This window comes from Streptococcus gallinaceus, assembly GCF_024170225.1.
In the GTDB taxonomy this organism is placed as follows: Bacteria; Bacillota; Bacilli; order Lactobacillales; family Streptococcaceae; genus Streptococcus; species Streptococcus gallinaceus.
In genome coordinates, this window is the sequence record NZ_JALJXU010000011.1 from 20,531 (window position 1) to 43,237 (window position 22,707).

Annotated in this window: 19 protein-coding genes and 3 tRNA genes; 1 reads left to right on the top strand and 21 read right to left on the bottom strand. The window is 43.8% G+C overall.

Going from position 1 to position 22,707, the window contains the following annotated elements; genetic code table 11:
- Positions 1 to 15 precede the first annotated feature (15 nt).
- The 3 genes from purK to purD all read right to left on the bottom strand — a co-directional run bounded on the left by purK (position 16) and on the right by purD (position 3,053).
- Positions 16 to 1,107, bottom strand: a complete 1,092-nt coding sequence (gene purK, locus J2T50_RS10205) for a 5-(carboxyamino)imidazole ribonucleotide synthase (RefSeq protein ID WP_253366307.1) — start codon at positions 1,105 to 1,107, stop codon at positions 16 to 18.
- A complete protein-coding gene (gene purE / locus J2T50_RS10210; RefSeq protein ID WP_253366309.1) occupies positions 1,094 to 1,582 on the bottom strand; it encodes a 5-(carboxyamino)imidazole ribonucleotide mutase in 489 nt (162 codons plus the stop codon). Before purE ends, purK begins: the two co-directional genes overlap by 14 nt.
- Positions 1,583 to 1,790: 208 nt before the next feature.
- Positions 1,791 to 3,053 carry a phosphoribosylamine--glycine ligase gene (gene purD, locus J2T50_RS10215; RefSeq protein WP_253366311.1) on the bottom strand — a complete coding sequence of 421 codons (1,263 nt, stop codon included), beginning with the start codon at positions 3,051 to 3,053 and terminating at the stop codon, positions 1,791 to 1,793.
- 174 nt (positions 3,054 to 3,227) lie between these two features.
- On the opposite strand from purD, the gene J2T50_RS10220 reads away from it, so the two are divergent.
- Positions 3,228 to 4,868: a GBS Bsp-like repeat-containing protein gene (locus tag J2T50_RS10220; RefSeq protein WP_253366313.1), complete on the top strand. Its 1,641-nt coding sequence runs from the start codon at positions 3,228 to 3,230 to the stop codon at positions 4,866 to 4,868.
- A 268-nt stretch (positions 4,869 to 5,136) separates the two neighbouring features.
- Here J2T50_RS10220 and purH read toward each other — a convergent pair whose 3' ends face one another.
- The 18 genes from purH to J2T50_RS10310 form a co-directional block, all read right to left on the bottom strand.
- Positions 5,137 to 6,684, bottom strand: a complete 1,548-nt coding sequence (gene purH / locus J2T50_RS10225) for a bifunctional phosphoribosylaminoimidazolecarboxamide formyltransferase/IMP cyclohydrolase (protein WP_253366315.1) — start codon at positions 6,682 to 6,684, stop codon at positions 5,137 to 5,139.
- A complete protein-coding gene (locus tag J2T50_RS10230) occupies positions 6,681 to 7,451 on the bottom strand; it encodes a GNAT family N-acetyltransferase (RefSeq protein WP_253366317.1) in 771 nt (256 codons plus the stop codon). The genes purH and J2T50_RS10230 overlap by 4 nt, the downstream gene beginning before the upstream one ends.
- Positions 7,452 to 7,470: 19 nt before the next feature.
- Positions 7,471 to 8,028: a phosphoribosylglycinamide formyltransferase gene (gene purN, locus J2T50_RS10235; protein ID WP_253366319.1), complete on the bottom strand. Its 558-nt coding sequence runs from the start codon at positions 8,026 to 8,028 to the stop codon at positions 7,471 to 7,473.
- Positions 8,028 to 9,053, bottom strand: a complete 1,026-nt coding sequence (gene purM, locus J2T50_RS10240; RefSeq protein ID WP_253366321.1) for a phosphoribosylformylglycinamidine cyclo-ligase — start codon at positions 9,051 to 9,053, stop codon at positions 8,028 to 8,030. Before purM ends, purN begins: the two co-directional genes overlap by 1 nt.
- Positions 9,054 to 9,088: 35 nt before the next feature.
- Entirely contained in the window at positions 9,089 to 10,543 is a 1,455-nt protein-coding gene (purF, locus tag J2T50_RS10245; RefSeq protein WP_253366323.1) for an amidophosphoribosyltransferase, read from the bottom strand.
- Between the two features lie 188 nt (positions 10,544 to 10,731).
- Positions 10,732 to 14,457, bottom strand: a complete 3,726-nt coding sequence (locus J2T50_RS10250) for a phosphoribosylformylglycinamidine synthase (RefSeq protein ID WP_253366325.1) — start codon at positions 14,455 to 14,457, stop codon at positions 10,732 to 10,734.
- Between the two features lies 1 nt (position 14,458).
- Complete coding sequence (gene purC, locus J2T50_RS10255) at positions 14,459 to 15,166, bottom strand: phosphoribosylaminoimidazolesuccinocarboxamide synthase (RefSeq protein WP_253366327.1); 708 nt, start codon at positions 15,164 to 15,166, stop codon at positions 14,459 to 14,461.
- A 116-nt stretch (positions 15,167 to 15,282) separates the two neighbouring features.
- Positions 15,283 to 15,516, bottom strand: a complete 234-nt coding sequence (locus J2T50_RS10260) for a phosphopantetheine-binding protein (RefSeq protein ID WP_253366329.1) — start codon at positions 15,514 to 15,516, stop codon at positions 15,283 to 15,285.
- Complete coding sequence (plsX, locus tag J2T50_RS10265) at positions 15,509 to 16,516, bottom strand: phosphate acyltransferase PlsX (protein WP_253366331.1); 1,008 nt, start codon at positions 16,514 to 16,516, stop codon at positions 15,509 to 15,511. The genes J2T50_RS10260 and plsX overlap by 8 nt, the downstream gene beginning before the upstream one ends.
- Before the next feature lie 63 nt (positions 16,517 to 16,579).
- Positions 16,580 to 17,344 carry a DNA repair protein RecO gene (gene recO, locus J2T50_RS10270; protein WP_253366333.1) on the bottom strand — a complete coding sequence of 255 codons (765 nt, stop codon included), beginning with the start codon at positions 17,342 to 17,344 and terminating at the stop codon, positions 16,580 to 16,582.
- Complete coding sequence (locus J2T50_RS10275) at positions 17,331 to 18,509, bottom strand: pyridoxal phosphate-dependent aminotransferase (RefSeq protein WP_253366335.1); 1,179 nt, start codon at positions 18,507 to 18,509, stop codon at positions 17,331 to 17,333. The genes recO and J2T50_RS10275 overlap by 14 nt, the downstream gene beginning before the upstream one ends.
- Before the next feature lie 114 nt (positions 18,510 to 18,623).
- The gene (locus J2T50_RS10280; protein ID WP_253366337.1) at positions 18,624 to 19,592 is read right to left on the bottom strand and encodes a ribose-phosphate diphosphokinase; all 969 of its coding nucleotides are present in this window, start codon (positions 19,590 to 19,592) and stop codon (positions 18,624 to 18,626) included.
- Positions 19,593 to 19,717: 125 nt separating this feature from the next.
- Complete coding sequence (gene pcsB / locus J2T50_RS10285) at positions 19,718 to 20,914, bottom strand: peptidoglycan hydrolase PcsB (RefSeq protein WP_253366339.1); 1,197 nt, start codon at positions 20,912 to 20,914, stop codon at positions 19,718 to 19,720.
- A gap of 84 nt (positions 20,915 to 20,998) precedes the next feature.
- Positions 20,999 to 21,514: a rod shape-determining protein MreD gene (gene mreD / locus J2T50_RS10290; RefSeq protein WP_253366341.1), complete on the bottom strand. Its 516-nt coding sequence runs from the start codon at positions 21,512 to 21,514 to the stop codon at positions 20,999 to 21,001.
- Positions 21,507 to 22,346: a rod shape-determining protein MreC gene (gene mreC, locus J2T50_RS10295; protein WP_253366343.1), complete on the bottom strand. Its 840-nt coding sequence runs from the start codon at positions 22,344 to 22,346 to the stop codon at positions 21,507 to 21,509. Before mreC ends, mreD begins: the two co-directional genes overlap by 8 nt.
- A 65-nt stretch (positions 22,347 to 22,411) precedes the next feature.
- A tRNA-Ser gene (locus tag J2T50_RS10300) sits at positions 22,412 to 22,499 on the bottom strand.
- Between the two features lie 15 nt (positions 22,500 to 22,514).
- Positions 22,515 to 22,588: transfer RNA gene (locus J2T50_RS10305), tRNA-Ile, on the bottom strand.
- A gap of 27 nt (positions 22,589 to 22,615) precedes the next feature.
- Positions 22,616 to 22,688 (bottom strand) — tRNA-Phe (locus J2T50_RS10310).
- Between the last annotated feature and the right edge of the window lie 19 nt (positions 22,689 to 22,707).

Here is a 22,707-nt window from a genome sequence, read left to right on the forward strand (position 1 = left end):
GTTTTATAAGTATCACTATCTACCACAAATGACCTCCTTAAACTCCTCCACACTATCCGCATCCCCAAACAAGGTCACATGCCCCATCTTGCGGTTGTGCTTCGCTTCTAGTTTACCATAAAGGTGGAGATGGGCGCTAGGATTTTCGTGACAAAAGGCTTGCGCGGCTTCCATGTGTTGGCCGAGAACATTAAGCATGATGGCTGGTGCATGGAGGTGGATTAGTGGCAAGGGTTGTCCGAGAACACCTAGGATATGAGTATCAAACTGTGAAAAGTCGCAGGCTTCAATGGAATAATGTCCTGAGTTGTGGGGACGAGGTGCGATTTCGTTAACCAAAATCTGGTCACCCGCCACAAACATTTCAACGCAGAGGGTTCCTGATAGGTCCAACCGCTTGGCAATTTGCACTGCCATAGCTTGGGCTTTTTCTGCCAGTTCTTCAGAAATGCGGGCTGGGACGATGGTTTTTGATAGGATGTTGTTGCGATGGATGTTTTCTTGGACTGGGAAGACCGTCACGTCCTTGCCATTGCCTGACACGATGACCGAGATTTCAAGGTCGAAGGTCACAAATTCTTCCAAGACACACTCGGCATGATTTGCCAATTCCATCGCGTCAGCCAGAGTTTCTTGAGAGTTGATAACCACTTGCCCATGTCCATCGTAGCCACCTGTTGCGGTTTTGAGGACATAGTTTTTAGACAGGTCTAGTTTTTCTAGGTCTAGACTTGATATGATAACCTTGTAGGGTGCCACAGTGACGCCAGCCTTGTTTGACAGGAAGTCTTTTTCAAAAATACGGTTTTGGGAGATGCGCAGGAGGTCCGTTCCCTGTGGCAATTGTCCTGGCTTGGTGACCTTGTCCAAGGTGTCTGCGTCCACGTTTTCAAACTCATAGGTAAGCACGTCACAGCGCGCAGCTAATTGCGCCAAAGCCTCAACGTCGTCGTAGTCAGCCACAATCATGTCCGACACGCGCGATGCTGGGCAGTCAGCCGTCGGATCCAGAGTCACCACCTTGTGGCCCATGTAGATAGCCGAGATTGCCATCATCTGGCCCAATTGCCCGCCTCCGATAATGCCGATGGTTTTAGATGAGTTCATCCGTTGAAGCCTCCGCGATTTTTCCTTGCTCCTCTGCAAAATGGGCTAGCGCCTCCGCCAAGTTTTGGTCCTCGATAGCGAGAATTCGGAGGGCTGTGAGGGCAGCGTTTGTAGCTCCCGCTTCACCAATAGCCATGGTCGCCACAGGCACCCCACCCGGCATCTGAACAATAGAATAGAGGGAATCAACACCGCTGAGGGCGCGCGATTTGACGGGAACACCGATAACAGGAAGGGTTGTTTTGGCAGCGACCATACCTGGTAAGTGGGCAGCGCCGCCCGCACCTGCGATGATGATTTTGATGCCACGACCGCGGGCTTCTTCAGCATGTTTGAACATGAGGTCAGGGGTGCGGTGGGCAGAGACGACTTTTTTTTCGTATGGAACTTGGAAATAAACCAAGACTTCAGCAGTTTTTTGCATGGTGGCCCAATCGGATTTTGAGCCCATGATGATGGAAATGACTGGTTGCATATGAATATCCTTTTCTTTTTGATAATGGTCTTATGTGGTGAGGTAGGAAGCAAACCTGCGGTTTCATTCCTAAACCTTGAGCCTAAGGTCTCAAGGTTTCCCTCGACCGTAACTTTCAGTTACGGTCTTTTCACCACGGCGACCATTATCGGGGGTGGCTCGCTTCGCTCGCAATAGCTGAGCTGCTAAGTTATTAGGTAAATTTTTATTATTTCACTGCCTTGCTTCCGATGTCTGTCCGGTAGAAAAGACCTTCTGTGTTTTGGGTTTTAAGTTGGTTGTAAATGAGGTCTTGCACAGCTTGGACGGTGTCTGCTGTGGTGACTAACATGTAAACGCGACCACCGTTTGATAGCAGTGCTCTACCACTTTTCGAAAACTTAGCGCCTGCGTAATAGGTGACGATGTCGCCAGTAGTCTTCTCTGGGAGCTCCATGCCTTTGTCGTAGGCGAGCGGGTAGCCGTTTGAGGCAACGACCACACCGAGAGTTACGCCACTGTCCGTCCAAGTGATGTTTGTCTCCTTGCCATCGAGGATATCGCTGATGTTTTGAGCGAAATTTGACGTCAGGCGAGGGAGGATAATCTGAGTTTCTGGGTCGCCAAAGCGGGCGTTGAACTCGATGACCTTTGGTCCGTCCGCTGTCAAGATGAGACCACAGTAAAGGATGCCAAGATAAGGACGCCCCTCAGCAATCATGCCCTTAAGGACTGGTTTGACGATGGTTTCAACGGCTGTATTCACCACTGACTGAGGCAGGTGGGGAACTGGTGCATAGGCACCCATACCACCTGTGTTTGGACCCTTGTCGCCGTCAAAGGCACGTTTGTGATCCTGAGCTGTCGGCATGATGTAAAACTGGTCGCCGTTGACGAAGGCAAAGAGGGAGAACTCTTCCCCATCCAAAAATTCTTCGATGACCACGCGCGCACCAGAATCCCCGAACTTATTGTCCAGCAGCATGTCCTGAGCTGCTTCTACCGCCTGCTCGACCGTCTCTGCCACGACCACGCCCTTACCTAGCGCCAGCCCATCCGCCTTGACCACGATAGGCGCATCCTGCGCCTCGATGTAGGCCTTAGCTTTTTCGAAGTCGGAAAATGTGCCATAGGCTGCTGTCGGAACGCCGTATTTGACCATGATTTCCTTGGCAAAATCTTTTGACCATTCTAGCTCCGCTGCCAAACGAGTCGGACCAAAAGCCTTGAGCCCAGCCTGATTGAAATCATCAACGATACCAGCCGCTAGCGCATCATCCGGACCTATAAAGGTCCAATCGATATCATTTGCTTTAGCAAAATTAATCAACTTAGAATGTTCAGAAATAGCGATATCCACCAAATCCAAGCCATCCAAGGTCATACCATCATTCCCAGGTGCCACAAAGACCTGTTCAACACCATCAGACTCCAATAACTTCTTAGCAATCGCATGCTCACGACCACCTGAACCAACAACCAAGAGCTTCATAACTTCCCCTTTAAGACGAATTTTATAAAAATATTATACCACATTTGTTCGTTTTATAAATAATTCACCTGTATTTCTTTACTAACGTTCGGAATTATCAGCTTACATTTTCAATAAAATAAAATCCCTGCACTTTCACCAGCGAATGCGAATAGTTAAGGCAGGAGGAATTTTATGAAAAAATATTCTAAATTTTTGTTGTTATCAGCTGCCGTCTTAGCTACTGCGAGTTTTCCAATTGACAGTCGGGCTGAAGAAATCAGCCCTCGATCAGATAGTAAAAATTTAGCTCAACCCATTCCAACAGACCCAACTACTCTCACTCAACCAATCAAAATTGAACAAAAAGACCAGAACGTCATAATCTCTTACCGTCGTTCTCCACAACAAGAAGGCTATAAAATCCAATACGCTGTCTGGTCCAATGAAAACGGGCAAGACGACATTAAGTGGTATCTCGCCGACAAAGAGCAGACTGAGTTTTCTCTTGCCAACCATACTGGCTACGGAAACTATACGGTGCATGCCTATATCATTATCCAGGATCGATTGGTCTTTTTAGATGCAGGAGCCTTTACCCGCTCCAAATCACCCGTCAGTCTGACTTCGACCATTTCCGAAGTCGGTGCGATTGATATTACTGTCCAAAATCTGCCAGAAACCACCACTGAAGTCAAGATTCCAACTTGGTCCAGTCAAAATGGGCAGAATGACATTGTTTGGTACAGCGCTACTAAAAATGACGATGGTAGCTATCGTTTGCGCATCCCTCTCAATGCACATAACTTTAATTTGGGCAATTACGAAAGCCACGTTTATATCAAAGAAAATGGGCAAGACACTCAAAAATATGTAGTAAAAGCTACAACTCTTGTCGAAAATGGACATGTCCCGCTACAGCCAAAACCGACCATCACCTACGGAAATGTCAATCAGACAACAGAAACCTATCAGGTACTCACCCAAGAAACATTGCAGTCAAAGAAGATAAAATCCGTTGATGTCGCGACTTGGTCTATGGATAAGCAGGCCAATATCAAATGGCGGAAAGCCAATCTCATCAATGGTAACTATCAAGTAGCGGTAGATTTTCAAGAACACCAAAATCACACCGGAATCTACCAAAATCATGTCTACGTGACCTATACAGACGGGACACGCACAGGTTATGCTCAACCTACAGTGGACTTGACCGCCGCAAAATTACCCCTAGCCTTCAGCTCTCAATTTATCGCCGCAAGCACCATGCAACTCACCGCTAAAAATATCTATGGATCAGGCGATGTGCAATTCGCTATTTGGTCAGATGAAAATGGACAAGATGACTTGAAATGGTACAAGACAACCCTTTCAGCAGATAAAACCTACAGTCTGAAACTCCCCTTGACCAATCACAAAGGAATCGGAAAATACAACGTGCATATCTACCAAAACGGAAAAGGGTTAAAAGCAACCACCATGGATATCACTGCTACTCAGAAAGAAAGCACACCAAATACCTATCCCGTTGGCCAATGCACCTGGGGAGTCAAAGAAGTCGCCCCTTGGGTTGGAAACTGGTGGGGAAATGCCAACACCTGGGCTGAGTCTGCTAAAAAAGCTGGATTCACAATCGGAAATGTTCCAAAAGTTGGATCCATCGCTGTCTGGACAAGTGGGGCATTTGGCCATGTCGCTTTCGTAACCGAGGTTCGTAGCTCTAGCCAAATTCGCGTACAAGAATCAAATTATGCAGGCAAGATGTATCTTGGAGACTTCCGCGGCTGGTTCAATCCCATTTCCGACGGTGTCGCAGCCTACATTTACCCAAACTAAACTCAAAGGCACATCTTGTGCCTTTTTTTGCAAAAGAAAAACCCGACCAAAGTCGAGTTATTTCTAGTTACAGATATGGATACTGGATTTGCCAGTAAAAATTTTTACGATATCCGTTGTTGCTTTAGCAACTTACGAATATCTATGCAAAGATGTCCCAAGAGTCAGGTTCGCAGAACCGTAACAATTGGATGACAACTACTGCTAGGACTGACTGTAGTATAGTCCTGCTAGCTTAAGTTTTCCTAAAAGATTTCTTACACAAATCTTAATGTCTAAAATGACGAACACCTGTGAAAATCATGGTCATGTCGTGCTTATTGGCCGCATCAATCGACTCTTGGTCTCTGACGGAACCACCTGGCTGAATAATGGCCTTGATACCTGCGGCAGCAATTTCTTCGATATTGTCCGCAAATGGGAAGAAGGCATCGGAAGCAAGAACAGCGCCGTCAAGGCGGTCTTTGGCTGCTTCGATAGCGATTTTGACTGCTCCAACACGGTTAGTTTGACCTGAACCGACACCTAGTGTCATGTGGTCATTGGCTACCAAAATACCGTTTGATTTGACGTACTTGATGGCCTTCCAAGCGAATGCCATAGCAATCGCTTCTTGCTCGGTTGGTTGGCGGTCTGTCACCACTTGCCAGTCAGCTGGGCTTTCCTTGACCACGTCTTGATTTTGCACCAAAAGTCCACCAACCACACCTGTGTATTCAGCTTCGACTTCGCTGGCGTCTTGGGCGTCAAATGGCAACTCTAAGATACGAAGATTTTTCTTTTTATTGGTTAAAATGGCTAGCGCTTCTTCAGAGTAAGACGGTGCTATGATGATTTCAAGGAAAATTGGGTGCATTTTCTCAGCTGTCGCCGCATCAACTTCTCTGTTCAAGACGACGATTCCTCCGAAAATAGAAACCGGATCAGCAGCGTAAGCATTGTCCCAAGCTGTCTCAATATCGTCTGCCTGCCCGATACCACAAGGGTTCATGTGTTTGAGGGCAACAACTGTTGGACGGTCCTTGAAGTCACGAATGATACGAATAGCCGCATCAGCATCGCGGATATTGTTGAAGGACAATTCTTTTCCGTTGAGCTGTTTGGCTGAAGCGATTGAATAGTCTGTCGGAATAGCTTTTTGGTAGAAATCAGCATCCTGTTGTGGGTTTTCTCCGTAGCGCATTGGCTGTTTGAGGTCGTAGGTGAGCGTTAATTTTTCAGGCTTAGCCTCTCCCACTTGTGCTGTGAAATACTCAGCAATCAAGGCATCGTAGGCTGCTGTGTGGCGGAAAACCTTGGCTGCCAAACGTTGGCGAGTGGCATAGGTTGTCTCACCAGCGTCAGCCAATTCATCCAAGACCACGACATAGTCCGCAGGGTCCACCACAACGGTAACGCTAGCGTGATTCTTTGCTGCTGAACGAAGCATTGATGGTCCACCAATATCAATATTTTCAACCGCATCCGCGTAAGTCACATCGGGTTTGAGGATAGTTTCCTTGAATGGGTAAAGGTTAACCACCACAAGGTCAATCATCTCGAGGTTATTTTCCTTAGCAGCTTCTTGGTGGCTATCAAGGTCACGACGTGCCAAAAGACCACCGTGAATCTTAGGATGAAGGGTCTTAACGCGGCCATCCATCATCTCAGGAAAGCCAGTTACATCGTCAATGGCGATGGTCTCAAGACCAGCTTCGTCAAGAGCCTTCTTAGTCCCACCTGTTGAGATAATTTCCCAACCTAATTTTTTCAGTTGACTAGCAAAATCAATAATGCCAGCTTTATCAGAAACACTGATTAGTGCACGTTTTGTCATTTTTTCTCCTTTTTCCAATCAATTTCATAAGCTCTGTATTCATGAGAAAATTCATAACCGAGTTGTAGAGCTAAATGAAGCGAAACCTTTGTATGTGCATCCCAACTTGGATAAAGACCGCGCGCCAAGCATTCTAAAATCAACTTCGCCCCAGCAATCTTGGCCAATCCTTTTCTGCGATAATCAGGATGTGTGTCAATTTCAATCTCGATACCATCTTGATAGGTCGAATAAGAGGATGCTCCTGCTACCATTTGGCCTTTATGTAATATAACAACGCCTACACCAAACTGTTGATAATGCAAAAAATTATCATAGTTAGCCACTAAATCCTGAGACCATGTTTCCTCAAGACAAGCATCATAAATTTGCTGGTCGATGCATCTCAGCTCAAGTTCTTTCGGTAAGCCCAAAACAATGTCTTTCAACATTTTGTCATCAAAATCCGTATTTTTCTTGGTAGCGTAGCGTGTAAAAGCATGTGCTTTTTCTTTATATGTCGCTTCTATCAAATTTGCCCATGCTTGATTTTGCGGGACTAAAATAATATCTTGCCCCCGACACAATTCAAGCAAGTCTGTATTTGGTCGTCCTGCTAAAAAACCAAACGCAACCTCTTTTCCAAGTTTTGCAAGAGCAGATTGGGGTTGACTATCACCATCTACCCAAACCTCTCCCATAACACCTTGCAAACAAGACAAAATGATTGTCTCTTCCCAATTTCCAAAAATAAGCTCTGCTAATTTCAAATCTTTTAATCGTTTCATAGTTTCATTGTAGCAAAGTTTAACCTTTTTTTACCACTCCAAAACTCTCCAAAACCTCCGGATACAACTGATACTCTGCCTCATGAATCCTTGCTTCAAAAATCTCAATGGTATCGTCAGCTGAGCACGGCACGCGCACTTGTTTGATGATTTTACCTGTGTCAACACCGCTATCCACCCAGTGAACGGTCACGCCTGATTCAGCCACACCTGCATTCCAAGCGTCCTCGATACCGTGTGCACCTGGAAATTCTGGCAAATAGGCTGGGTGGATGTTGATGATACGACCTTCGTAGGCAGAAAGCAGCGTTGACCCGACAATCTTCATGTAACCAGCCAGCACCACCAAATCGATTTCATGTTCAGCCAGCAACTCAACAATAGCTTCTTCATAATCTGCCTTGCTATCGAATTCCTTGAGTTCAAAGGCATAGCTAGGCACACCTAATTGCTCAGCACGCTCTAGGACATAGGCGTTTCGATGGTCTGAAAAGACAAACTCTACCGGAAATTGCTCGGCAATGACTTGAAAATTGGAGCCATTCCCCGAGGCAAATACTGCAATCTTTTTGGCCATTACTTAATCACCACGCTAGCGCCAACTTTTTCCACAATACGACCAAGCTCATAAGCAGGCTCATCAAGAAACTCTTTGACACGCGCAACATTTTCAGGGCTAACAGCCAGCATGATGCCGACACCCATGTTGAAAATCTCGAACATCTCTTCGTGCTTAATCTCACCGTATGTTTCAAGGGCTTTGAAAATCGGTAAAACTGGCACCTTGTCTTCCTCAATCTCAGCAGCCAAATCATCAGCAAACATACGAGGCACATTTTCGATGAAACCACCACCTGTGATGTGGGCAATCCCGTTGACCAAACCTCCCTTAATCAATGGAAGCAAGGCTTTCACATAAATACGGGTTGGCTCAAGAAGAACATCCTTGAGTTTCTTGCCTTCCAATTCAGGAAGGACTTCCTCACCTGTGTAATCCGCAAAGACACGGCGGACAAGCGAATAACCGTTTGAATGAATTCCTGACGAAGCAAGGCCGAGCAGAACATCACCAGACTTGACTTTTGAACCGTCAATAATCTGTGATTTTTCAGCTACGCCGACCGCAAAACCAGCCAAATCGTAATCGTCTTCGCCATACATACCAGGCATTTCAGCCGTTTCGCCACCAATAAGAGCGGCGCCAGCTTGAACACAACCTTCAGCCACACCGGCTACCACTTGCTCCAGTTTAGCAGGAATATTTTTCCCAGTCGCTACGTAGTCTAAGAAATAGAGCGGCTCTGCACCTGCTGCAATGATGTCATTAACACACATGGCCACACAGTCCTGACCAATCGTGTCATGCTTGTCATACTTGATAGCCAACATGAGTTTGGTGCCCACACCATCAGTTCCAGAGATAAGAATCGGCTCTTTGACGCCGGTCGCTGTCAGATCAAACATCCCTCCAAAACCACCGAGAGCTCCCATGACACCCGCACGCTCGGTCCGCGCCACGTGTTTTTTGATGCGCTCAACCACTTCGTAACCCGCTTCAACGTCAACACCTGACTGAGCGTATGCATTTTTCTTTTCAGACATTTTTATTCCTTTCTTTTTGGAAAATAGCAGAGCTGTTACTTGACCTCATCAATGTAAAAACTACTTTTTTCTTCTAAACTTTTCAGATAGGCTTCCTCGTAATCATAAAGCGGCGTTGGATAATGGCCATCAAAGTAAGCCACACAGAGACCACCATTTGGCGCATCAGTATCAAGACCAATGGAGTCAATCAAACCATCTAAGGAGAGGTAGGTCAAACTATCTGCACCGATAATCTTGCAGACTTCATCAACAGTATGATTGGCTGAAATCAACTCACGCCGTGTCTGAATATCAATGCCGTAGAAACAAGGATACTTAAGCTCTGGACTGCCAATCGCCACATGGATCTCCTTGGCTCCTGCTTCACGCAGTAATTGCACGATGCGGCGAGAGGTCGTCCCACGTACGATAGAATCGTCAATCATGACCACGCGCTTGTCTTTGACCACTCCTGAAACAGCAGATAACTTCATCCGTACGCCTTGCTCACGCAATTCTTGTGTGGGTTGAATGAAGGTGCGCTGGGTGTATTGATTTTTTACCAAGCCCATCTCGTTTGGAAGTCCGGATTCTTCGGCAAAGCCCATAGCTGCTGAGAGTGACGAGTTGGGCACACCGACCACGATATCAGCCTCATGCTTGAATTCCTGCGCCAGCCTTTTCCCCATATTTTTACGAGCCGTATGAATGTTAACTCCAGCAATGGTCGAGTCTGGACGAGCAAAGTAGACATACTCCATAGAGCAAATGGCTAGCTGAGTGTCTGTGGTGTACTGGTCATAGGTAATCCCCTTGTCATCAATGATGATGATTTCCCCAGGCTTAACGTCTCTCACCCACTCGGCACCAACGACTTCAAAGGCACAGGTTTCACTAGCTAAAACCCATGCACCATTTTTCATCCGACCAATCGACAGGGGACGAAAACCGTTGGGATCAAGCGCAGCGATGAGCTTGTCTTCTGTCATGAGAAGATAAGCAAAGCCACCTTTTACCGTATTCAGCGCCTCTTTGACTTTTCCAATGAAGTCTGGATGGTGGCTGCGACGAATCAGGTGCATCAAGATCTCAGTGTCTGATGAAGCATTAAAAATAGCTCCCTGATGCTCCAATTCTTTTTTTAGGGAAAGGGCATTGGTCAAGTTCCCATTGTGGCAAAGGCCGAACTGCTCATCTGTGAAATTATAGAGAAAGGGCTGGATGTTATTGATAGAGGCTGTGCCTGCTGTTGCATAGCGAACATGTCCAATGGCCGCACTACCTGTTAATTGCTCCAAATCTTCCTGATGTTTAAAAACTTCTGAGAGCAGACCGGTATTACGATGCTGGAGGAGTTTGCCTGCATCATTTGAGATAATGCCTGCCCCCTCTTGACCTCGGTGCTGCAAACTATGTAGCCCAAAATAAGTTACTTGTGCTGCCTGTGGGTGCCCCCAGATTCCAAAGACACCGCATTCTTCGTTTAATGATTTTACTTCGTATGTCATTGTTTTTCCTAATATAACACTTTTTTCTATACTTACCTTAGGTGGCAGGGACGGTAGCAACCATCTTCGATGTCTCATACCTTAACTTTGAGCCTAAGGTCTCAAAGTTCCCCAGTAACCTAACAAATACATTGTTAGGTTACTCTTGCCACAGCGGTAAGTATGATTATAGGCTCACTGCGTTCGCCTTATTTGCCTGTAAAGTATTTTACAGCTGATTCAAAGAGATGTTGGTCTTTGTTTCCTGGGATGTTTTGGAAGAGACCATCTTCCCAGCGTTCTGAGTGCCCCATTTTACCGATGATTTGACCGTTCTTGCTGGTAATCCCTTCGATGGCATTGACTGAACCGTTTGGATTGTACTTGCTGTCCATGCTTGGCTTGCCATCAAAGTCAACGTATTGACTCCAAATTTGACCATTATCATGAAGTTCTGCAAATTCTTCTGCTGTCACGACAAATTTACCTTCACCATGTGACACTGGAATGGCATGAATATCACCGACTTGCACGCCCGCAAGCCATGGTGAATTGGTATTAGCGATACGTGTTTCCACCATCTTAGCGACGTGTTGATTGGCATCGTTGTAGAAGAGCGTCGGACTAGTTGTGCCAGCTTCCTCAAAGTTACCATAAGGAAGCAAACCTGATTTGACAAGGGCTTGGAAACCATTACAGATACCGATGATGAGACCACCTTGTTCGATAAAGGCGTCAATAGCTGCGCGAACTTTTTCATTGAGCAAGATATTGACGATGAACTTAGCAGAGCCATCTGGCTCATCAGCTGCTGAGAAGCCACCCGCAAAGAAGATGATATTGGCTTTTTCAATGTTAGCAACCATGGTGTCAACTGAGTCAGCAATAGCAGTTTCGTTCAAGGTGACAAATGGCACCAAGTTGACTGCTGCACCTGCTTGTTCAAAGGCTTTAGCTGAGTCATATTCGGAGTTTGTTCCTGGGAAAGCAGGGATGTAAACCAATGGTTTGTCAACAGTTCCTTTGGCTGTAATCACAGCATCTGAAGCCACTGCTGGCACTGCTTCAAGTGCGGTGCTTTGTTCGAATTCTGTTGGGTAAACCTCTTCAAGTTTGCCTTCAAAGGCTGAGAGGAGCTTGTCACCTGAAAGAAGCACATCGTTGATAACCACTGTAAAGTCAGCGGTTGTTTGACCAATTTTAACCGCGCCAGCAATTTCTTCATCTGACGTGAAGACGAAACCACCAAGTTGCGCTGTCAAGACCTTGTCAAGCTCTGCCACATTGACAGAGGCACCGATACGGTTACCAAAACTCATCAAGGCAAGGCTTTCAAGAAGACCGCCGTATTTAATGGCTGACGCTGCTGTAACAGTGTGCTCAGCCTGAATCTTTTCAAAGGCTGTAAAGTTAGCATTGATCGTATCAAAGTCGATATCTTGACCAAGAGCAGGACCTGCAAGGTAGTAAATGTTTTGACCTACGGCCTTAAACTCAGGAGAAAGTACCTTGTCGCTGTCTGCGGTTGTCACCCCGAAGGCTACCAAGGTTGGTGGCACTGTCAATTCTTCAAAGGTTCCAGACATGGAGTCCTTGCCACCGATTGATGGCAAACCAAGTTGAATTTGCGCCTCGATAGAACCAAGAAGGGCTGACACAGGTTGACCAAAGCGTTCTGCCTGTTTGTCCATACGCTCGAAGTATTCTTGATAAGAGAAGCGCGCTTTAGACCAGTTGGCACCTGTTGCAACCAAGCGCGCTGTCGCTTCGACCACTGCATAAGCTGCACCGTGGTAAGGTGACCATTCAGCCAGATATGGGTTGAAACCTTGTGCCATAACAGATGCGGTCTTGGTCACACCATTTTGAACTGGAAGCTTTTGAACAGAAGCCTCAGTTGGTGTGATTTGGTAACGACCACCGATTGGATGGTTGACGGTTGAACGACCAACAGATGAGTCAAAAATGGTTTGAAGACCTTTTTGACTGGCATGATTCAAGTCTGAAAGCATGGCTAGCGCATCAGCTTCAAGCGTCTCAGCTGACGTGTCAATTTGTCCTGGAAGGTCAACTGCTTTGTCAACCACCTTGGCATCAACCACCACGCGCACACCGTTTGTATCAAGGAAACTGCGCTCCAAGTCGACGATTTTTTGACCATTCCAAGTCAAGACAAGGTTTGGTTTTTCAGTAACGATTGCCACCACAACCGCATGGATATTCTCCTTAGCACATTCGGCGATAAATTGGTCCACATCACTGGGACGAACTACAACTGACATACGTTCTTGTGATTCTGAGATGGCAATTTCGGTTCCGTTAAGACCAGCGTATTTGAGTGGTACCTTATTCAAATCAATCTCAAGACCGTCAGCTAATTCACCGATAGCGACACAGACTCCACCAGCGCCAAAATCATTTGATTTCTTGATGAGACGAGTCACATCGCCATTGCGGAAAAGACGCTGAATTTTACGTTCTTCGATGGCATTCCCTTTTTGGACTTCAGCGCCAGCTGTTTCCACAGACTCAACCGTTTGAACCTTAGAAGAACCGGTCGCACCACCGACACCGTCACGACCTGTTTTCCCACCGAGGAGGATAACCACATCACCAGCCTCTGGTTTTTCACGGACAACATTTTTCTTAGGAGCAGCGCCGACAACAGCACCAAGCTCCATACGCTTAGCGACAAAACCTGGGTGGAAATACTCGCGCACATAAGTTGTTGCAAGACCGATTTGGTTACCATATGAAGAATAGCCATGCGCCGCTGTTTTAGAGATGATTTGTTGAGGCAATTTACCAGCACGCGTGTGAGCGATTGGAGTCGTGATGTCGCCAGCTCCTGAGATACGCATAGCTTGGTAAACATAAGAACGCCCTGACAACGGGTCACGAATGGCTCCACCGATACAAGTTGCAGCACCACCAAATGGTTCGATTTCTGTCGGGTGGTTGTGGGTTTCATTTTTGAACATAAGGAGCCAAGGCTCTTTGACACCATCAACGTCCACTTCAATCTCAACCGAGCAGGCATTGATTTCATCAGACACTTCCATGTCATCCAAGCGCCCGTTAGCACGTTCATAACGACCAAAGATTGTCGCCATATCCATAAGAGTTTCTGGTTTTTCAGAATGACCAAGTTCATTACGCATGGCAATGTATTTATCATAGGTTGCTTGCAATTGTGCTTGGAATTTAGACTCTGAAAAATCAATTGATTTCAACTCCGTCTCGAAAGTGGTATGACGACAATGGTCAGACCAGTACGTATCCAAGACTTTCAATTCTGTCTCAGTTGGTACACGACCGATTGATTTAAAGTAATCTTGAATGAACAGAAGGTCATCAACTTCCATTGCCAAACCTTCTTGAGCCTTATAAGCTGCAAAATCTTCTGCTGTATACGTTGCAAAGAAATCAAGATTTGGAATAGTCTTATCAGAATTTGAAAATTCTTGCGGATGAATAGCAACCGTAATATCTTTAAAACGTGAATCGACTGGATTCAACAAGTAATTTTTTACAGTCGCTAATTCATCAGCATCCACATCAGCATTAACCAAATACAATTGAGCCGTATTGACAACCACATCGCTAGAACTTCCAAGCAAAAGCAAGGCTTCTTGTGAACTCGCTGCACGTTGGTCAAATTGACCTGGAACAGCCTCAATGGCAAAAAAGGCTGCCTTTGCTAAGTCAGCTTCTACAGTCGCCTCGTCCAAAATTGTATCCGTTACTTGCTCAGAAAAAACATGTTTCTCCGCACGCGCAAACAAATCCTCTGCCAAGTTAAACACATCATACACTTGAATGATCCGAACATCTTTCAAGGTTTTCAATTGCAAATTATGTTGCAATTCCTTAACCAAAGATTCTGATTTAATCTGAAAATTAGCCTTTTTCTCAACGAAAATACGTTTATCCATTTTATTTAAGCTCCTGCAATTTTTCAAGCACTTCTTTGTAAACATCTATCAAGCTACCAAGTTCCCGACGGAAGACATCTTTATCCATGTGCCGCCCCTCAGCATCCCACAGTCGGCAGTTATCTGGAGAAAATTCGTCCGCCAAAATAATCTTGCCATTTTTATCCTTACCAAATTCCAATTTAAAGTCAATCAAGCGAAGACCAATTTGATCAAACCAATCTTTCAAAAGTTCATTGATTCGACGTGTTTCAGCCTTGATATAGGCAATATCCTCATCAGTTGCAATCTTCAAGAAGGTCACATGTTCATCATTGATAAATGGATCATCTAAATCATCATTCTTATAGTAAAATTCAACAATCGGCATCTCCAAAGCAAGTCCTTCTTCCACGCCAAAACGTTTTGAAAATGAACCAGCAGTCACATTACGAAGGACAACCTCCAACGGAACAATATCAACTTTTTTATTCAATTGTTCGGTTTCTGACAATTTTTCCACAAAATGTGTTGCAATACCCGCAGCGTTTAATTTCTCAAAAATAAGAGAAGAAATCTGGTTATTGAGTACTGCTTTCCCGGCAATCGTCTCTTTTCGGGCTCCATTAAGCATGGTCGCCTGATCTTTATAAACCGAAACAATCAAATCATCATTTTCTGTGCTATAAATATCCTTTGCTTTACCTGAATAAACCAAATCTCTTTTCATGTTTTCGTTCGCCTTTCACGCTTTGTTGATTTGATTATAGCACACAATTTTTTAAAAACAAATCAAAAACAGACTTTTTTATAAATATAAAAAATAACGTCCGTATTTTACGGACGTTATTTCTGTTCAGCTATATAATCTACCAAATCAGACACACTTGTGAAACTTTCAATCGCTTCATCTGGAATCTCCACTCCGAAGACATCCTCCACTGTAACGACAAATTCCATCAACTCGACAGAGTCCTCTGCAAAACTCGCAATTTCGGTATTCATCGTGATAGCGAGCTGAGCACGTTTTTCTGCATCGATTAACTCGATCAACTGCTCAAATAATTTCTCTTTACTCATTCGTTTCCTCCACTACTGAGAATTTTTCAACCGACTTCGGTACGACTTGCGTTTCCAACATCAAGCGAACCTGGCGAATAGTTGAAAAAATCGCCTTGGCATCACTCGAACCATGTGCCTTCACAACTGGCGCATTGAGACCAAAAAGAACAGCACCACCAGCATCAGAATAATCCAAGGACTTCTTCATAGTCCGCAAGCTATCTTTCATAAAGAGATAACCGATTTTAGCCTTCCAGCCTCCGCCTTCAATAGCAGACTTGAGTTGCCCCATAATTCCCATCGCTGTTCCTTCGATAGACTTGAGGACAGCATTTCCTGTAAATCCGTCTGTCACGACAACATCTGCCACTCCAGACATCAAGTCACGCGCCTCTACATTTCCAATAAAATGAATGGACGGCTCTTGTGACAGAAGTGCAAAGGTCTCCTTGCGAAGAGGATCACCCTTGGTTTCTTCGGTGCCATTATTCAACAAACCAACGCGTGGACGAGCAATTCCGCGGACATTTTCAGCATAGAAAGAACCTAAAACCGCATACTGATGCAAGTGCTCTGCTGTGCTTTCAGCATTGGCTCCCAAGTCTAGCATATCAAACCCTTTACCATCTGTAGTCGGCAAGGTTGACAATAGCCCTGGACGCGTAATTCCTTTAATACGCCCCACTACAAAAATACCAGCTGCAAGTAGAGCTCCTGTATTTCCTGCAGAAAGAACTGCATCGGCTTGTCCTTCTTTCACAGCCTTGGCTGCCAATACCATAGAAGCATTTTTCTTACGACGAACGGCCTTAGCCGGCTCATCATCTGAGTTAATTTTCTCATCCGTATGGATAATGCTCACACGCTCTGTTGCCGTCAAATAGGGCTTAATCTTATTTTCATCACCGTAAAGTTGAATCTCAATATCTGAAAAAGCCTCTAAAGCCTGATTAACCCCTTCGACAATAGCCTTAGGAGCATGGTCGCCACCCATAGCATCAACTGCAATTTTTTTCATAGTTATTCTTTACCTCTCTCATCGATTACTCCATCCTATTATAGCACGGAAAACAATCTCATCTCACTTTTTACCCTTCATGACGTCTCCCCAATTTTGAAGATCATCAATAAACTTCTTACTCTTCAAGTGAATACCAACGTATTCTTCGTATAATTGATCGATAAAAAGCCGTAATTTTTTCTTCATTTCTGGCTGCAATGAGATGGTCTTCAACTCATCAAACGAAATAGCCTGAAATTGATCAATCAAATAAGGAACATTGGGATTCAAATGACTCCGCCGCTCATCCTCTTGATAATGCTGAGGACAGAGCAAACCCGAATAGGCATAGGAAAAGTCAAATGGCAGACCAACACGATGACAAAAACCACATTCGTGAAAATTCAAGGACACACCAAATCGCCCCAAAAGCTGAATTTCAAAAATATTGGTCAATACCTCATAATCCAGGCCTTCTTCCATCAACTCCAAGGTCTTTTCCAAAAATCGAAAAAGTGCTGGGTCATGCATATTATCCTGAAGACAAGCGTCTGCCAAGGCAACGATATAAGAAGCATAGCTGAGCTGGAAAATATCCTCATTGACCTTCTTAAAAGGCTGAACCTGATGAAAATCCTCTATATAACTCAAGCCATCGTCATTGATTTTCACTATAAAATCTGCCACCGTCAGAGGTTGAATTCCCGCTACCAGCTTCGATTTTGATGCATGTTTCACGAAAAACATTCGCTTGCCTGCCTTCTCTGTAAAAATCTTCACCAACTTATCATCTTCTCGAAAATTCCGATTGTAAAGAACAAGTCCTCTGGTCTCAATTCTCTCCATGTTCTTCCATAAATTCTTTCAAACGTTTCATAGCTTCCTGGATTTTCTCCATGCTTGCTGCATAAGAAATCCGCACATAGCCTTCACCATATCGACCAAAAGCTGCACCTGGAATCAAGGCAACTGCTTTTTTACGTGCAAATTCTTGCAAGAACGCCATAGAATCCTGATTGTAACCTGCAGGAATTTTTGCAAAAATATAAAAGGCGCCGTCTGGTTTGATAATGTAAAATCCGAGCTCTGTCATCTTTTCGATGATGTAATCTCGGCGCACCAGATATTCTTCCCGCATAGGTAGCGCATCATCTTTTCCATTTTTCAAGGCTTCCAAAGCACCAAATTGCATAGCAGTTGAAGCAGCAGTAACCAAGTATTGATGGCTCTTAATTAACTGAGCGATGATTTCTTCTTTGGCCATAATTAAACCAATCCGCCAACCTGTCATGGCATGCGATTTTGATAAACCTTGAATTAAAATCGTTTGTTCTGGTAAAAACTCTGCAATTGAAGTATGAGGCTGTCCAGTATATGTCAACTCTGCATAGACCTCATCTAACAATACAAAGATAGGATATTTTTTCAAAATATCCGCAAAAGCAGCTATCTGCTCTCGTGAATAAGTCACACCAGTTGGATTGGCAGGATAGTTGAGAATAACTGCCTTGAGCTTGTCTCCCTGCTCCACAATCGCTTTTTCAAGCATATCAGGCGTCAAGACAAAATCATTTTCCGTCGTGTCAATCTCGACAATATCTGCTCCTACCATGTTGACAATCGGCTCATAACCAGGATAAGCTGGCGCTGGCAAAAGGACTGTATCACCTGGCTCCAAGATGGCTACCAAGGAGGCGGACAAAGCCTCTGTCGCACCAATTGTCACCAGAATTTCATTCTCAGCTTTATAGGAAAGATTGTACTTTTCTGACACAAACTCTGATGCTGCCTGACGCAGCTCCAACAATCCAGACATACCAGTATAATGGCTTTGATTTTCATCAATGGCGCGCTTGGCTGCCTCTTTTACATGGTCTGGTGTCGTAAAATCAGGCTCTCCCAACGTCATTTTTAAAATTCCAGGAATGTCTGATATCGATTGGTCAAATTGGCGAATCATAGACACTTCAATCCGATTCAAATTTTTATTAAAACAATTTTCTAACTTCATCGAATGCACCTCATTCTTTCTTTCCTACTATCATACGAAATTTTCTGACAATTAACAAGTCTAAAGAAAGACTTCCCCAATAGAAAAAACCGAGGATTACTCCCCAGCTCCTTCTTATTTATCTTTTGAAGTCTCAAAAAGTGGTGAAAGTGGACGCTTTTCGTGAATACGAATGATGGCTTCTGCCAACAATTCCGCTGTTGAAATCTGTTCAATTTTATCAATCAAACGGTCTTCAGGAATTTGAATCGTATCCAAAACCACCAATTTTTCAATGGCTGATTTTGTGATATTGTCCATAGCAGGTCCTGACAAGACAGGGTGTGTACAGGAAGCATATACAGCAACTGCACCAGCTTCAGCAAGAGCATCTGCCGCATGACAAATTGTTCCAGCTGTATCAATCATATCATCAATCAAGATACATGTTTTACCTTCAACAGTACCGATGATATTCATCACCTCAGAAGTGTTCATTTTATCGACACTACGGCGTTTATCAATGATGGCAATCGGTGTTTTCAAGAACTGTGCCAATTTACGCGCACGAGTTACACCACCATGGTCTGGGGAAACAACTACATAACCATCTCCTACCATACCACGACGCTCAAAATAATCCGCAATCAGTGGAGCACCCATCAAGTGATCAACAGGAATATCAAAGAAACCTTGGATCTGTGCTGCATGCAAATCAACTGTCAAGACACGATCAACACCAGCAGTTTCCAACATATTTGCTACCAATTTTGACGTGATTGGCTCACGTGCACGTGCCTTACGATCCTGACGTGCATAACCATAATAAGGGATAACAACATTCACTGACTCAGCTGAAGCCCGTTTCAAGGCATCAACCATAATCAAAATTTCCATGAGATTATCATTTACTGGTGAACTAGTGGATTGAAGGATGTAAACATGTGCACCACGAATAGATTCTTCAATATTAACCTGAATTTCACCATCAGAAAATTGACGAACTGAAGACTTACCTAATGGAAGTCCGATTTTACTTGCGACTTTCGCAGCTAACTCCTGATTAGACGAAAGGGCAAAGAGTTTTAAGTCAGAAAATGACATGACTGCCTCCTATTTATTTCTACTTTACTATTTTAACGCTTTTTTGGACAATTTTCAAACAAAATCCAGAGCAAATTTCTCCACAATAAAAGACTAAGAACTGCTTCCTAGTCTTTTTTGTTTTATTAATAAATATAACCTGCTACACCATCAGCAGCTGGGTTAAACCAACCACGGAAGTTTCCTACGTACATGTTACCTGCATAGTTAGACTCTTGAACTTGGATTTGTGATCCGTTAACAGCAACTACTACTGCCACGTGACCGTATGTACCAGCTGTCCAAACAGCAATAGAACCTACACGTGGAGTTGATCCAGTAGCACGACCTGCCGCTGCTGCTGAGTAAAGCCATTGATTTGCATTACCCCAGTTGTTTCCAACCCAACCAAGTTGTTCTTTGACGCCCCAAGTACATTGACCTACAGGGTATGTATTAACGCCGCTACTTGAGTAACTTACAGTTGTAGTTGCTGGCGCTGTATAGCTTGCTACTGCTTGTGGTGCTGATGTCGCAGCAACCGATGTTCCAGTAGCTACTGCTTGAGTTGTAACTGGTGATGCAACTGCTTGTTGTTGTTTCGCAGCAACTTCAGCTTGTTGAGCCAAGTAAGCAGCTTGTGCTTCTGCTGCAGCTTTAGCAGCAGCCTCAGCTTCAGCTTTTTGTGCAAGAAGTGAGTTTTTTTCATCTTGAGCAGTTGCTTTTTCAGCAGCCAAGCTCAATTGTGCAGCCTTCAAGTTTGCTTGTTGAGTTTGCAATTCTTGAGCTGAATCATCTAATTTTTTCCAGTTAGCTTCAACTGTATTGATAGCTGCTTGGTTAGCTTCTTGTTTCTTAGCAATTGCTTCTTTATCAGCTTTTTGTTGTTGCAACATTTTGTTGTTAGCTGCAACGATTTCACGCATTGCATTCACACGAGAAACTGCATCTGCAATATTCTTAGAATCTAAAATTGTGTTGATATAGCTTGTAGCAGAAGCATCTGTCTGTGCGCTACGTGCTTGTTTTTCCAAAGCAGAAGAACGTGACACGATATCCGCAGCCAAAGTTTTGATTTCTTTGCTCAAAGCCTCCGATTCAGCCGTCAATTTTTCATTTTCTGCTTTCAAGCTAGCTTGTTCAGCCACAATTGAATCAACTTTTGCTTGTAAGCTATCTACTTGTGATTGAGCAGAAGCTTGTTGTGACTCGATTGAGCTAATTTTACTATCCTGTGCAGCAATCTTACTGTCCACATCATCTGCACTTACTACTGCAAAATTACTTGCATTTGACAATACAACAATACTAAGCAAAGCAGCAGCTAAGATTTTTTTCTTCATAGATCTAAATCTCTCCTCTAATCTTTTTGACTATACAATAATAACAAAAAAAACGCGTTTATATGTTACGCGTTTGTTACATTTCTATGTCTTGTTTGTTATTCCAAAAATTTTTTTAAAAAATGGCTGGAGAGCTACTAATGTCAGGCAATTAAAGAGTAATGTCGGGGCTAAATTATAAAATACAAACATATACATAGATAGATTTGTTAAATGAAATAAGCGCCCGAGTAAAAAACTACCAAATTCAAATCCAAACAGTACAACCAATAATATTGTAATATTCGATAAGACATTAAATTTTAACTGCTGGTAAAAATAATAAATTAAATACACCATCAAAGGCAAGATTGTCAATCCTATCCCTAGAACATTCAAATAGTATATATCATAAAGAGCTCCTAATGCCGTCATAATAATCAGCTGCCCCCGCAATGTCATATCAACACTATAAAAGATAGACAAAATAAAGAGAATATGGCTTGATACCGTCATAGCGCCTGGAAGCCAATTGGTTATCAGCGTAGACAGTTGCCCATCAATCAAAAAAGCTATAAGGAAAATAAGCGGACTTAGATATAATAAATACTTCTTATTCATCTCCACCACCCACAAGTGTAACCGAATAAATAGCTGAAAAATCTGCTGACGGCGATACATATAGTTCCCGGCTAAGATTATTACTACTTGTCTTCACAGATTTGACCTGACCGACTGATAGATTAGCTGCCATATCCCCTGCTAAATCGCTTGTAACAACTGGACTTCCTACTGCAATATCTGCAGAAGAGTTTAATTGTGACACGATAAAAGCCTTATTTTCAATATCATAACCACTCAAAATACCATACACAGCCTCGCCAGCCGCTGAAATGCGAACAGCAACTTTTGTGAAATCTGCTGAACTCGTGAATAACTGAACTGACGCAGAATTCTCTTCAACATCTGTTACAATACCAACAATTCCGCCATTAGCAACCACTAGCATATTAGAAGTTACCCCTTGAGAAGAACCTCTGTTCACTACCATTTTATTTAGCCAACTAACTGGAGTCCGGACAGAAACCAAGGCAGGAATCTTGACCCTATTTCCAGCTTCTTCCGTTAAACCCAAAGAAGATTTTAGGCTATCATTCTCTTTTTTCAAAGTTTGATTTTCGGTAGCCTCATCCTTAAGGGTTGATAAAGTCTTTTTCAATTCTTGGTTCTCACCATATGTATCTACTAAATCTTGAAAAAACATTTTACGCTCTGATAAAAAACGAACTGGTCCTGATAAGACTTCATTCACAACCGAAACAACATTTTTTGCACCCGAAGAGACAAGTGGAATTTCTACACTATTCTTAGTCGTCAAAAAAAGAAAGGAAAGAGAAATAATACTCAACACTGAGACAATAATAAATAATCTAGACTTTTTATAGCGATTCATAATTCAACCTCCACTTTCAAATTAAGTACAAAAAAGAGAATATCGTTAGATACTCTCGTAAACTACGGAGAATAAGGGATTCGAACCCTTGCGCCAGTTACCCGACCTAACGATTTAGCAAACCGTCCTCTTCAGCCTCTTGAGTAATTCTCCATTATGCTATATTAATGGGCACGAGTGGAATCGAACCACCGACCTCACGCTTATCAGGCGTGCGCTCTAACCATCTGAGCTACGCGCCCAAGTAAAAACTTGGTATAAAGACCTAATGGCGCGAGACGGAATCGAACCGCCGACACATGGAGCTTCAATCCATTGCTCTACCAACTGAGCTACCGAGCCAATATTGCGGGAGCAGGAT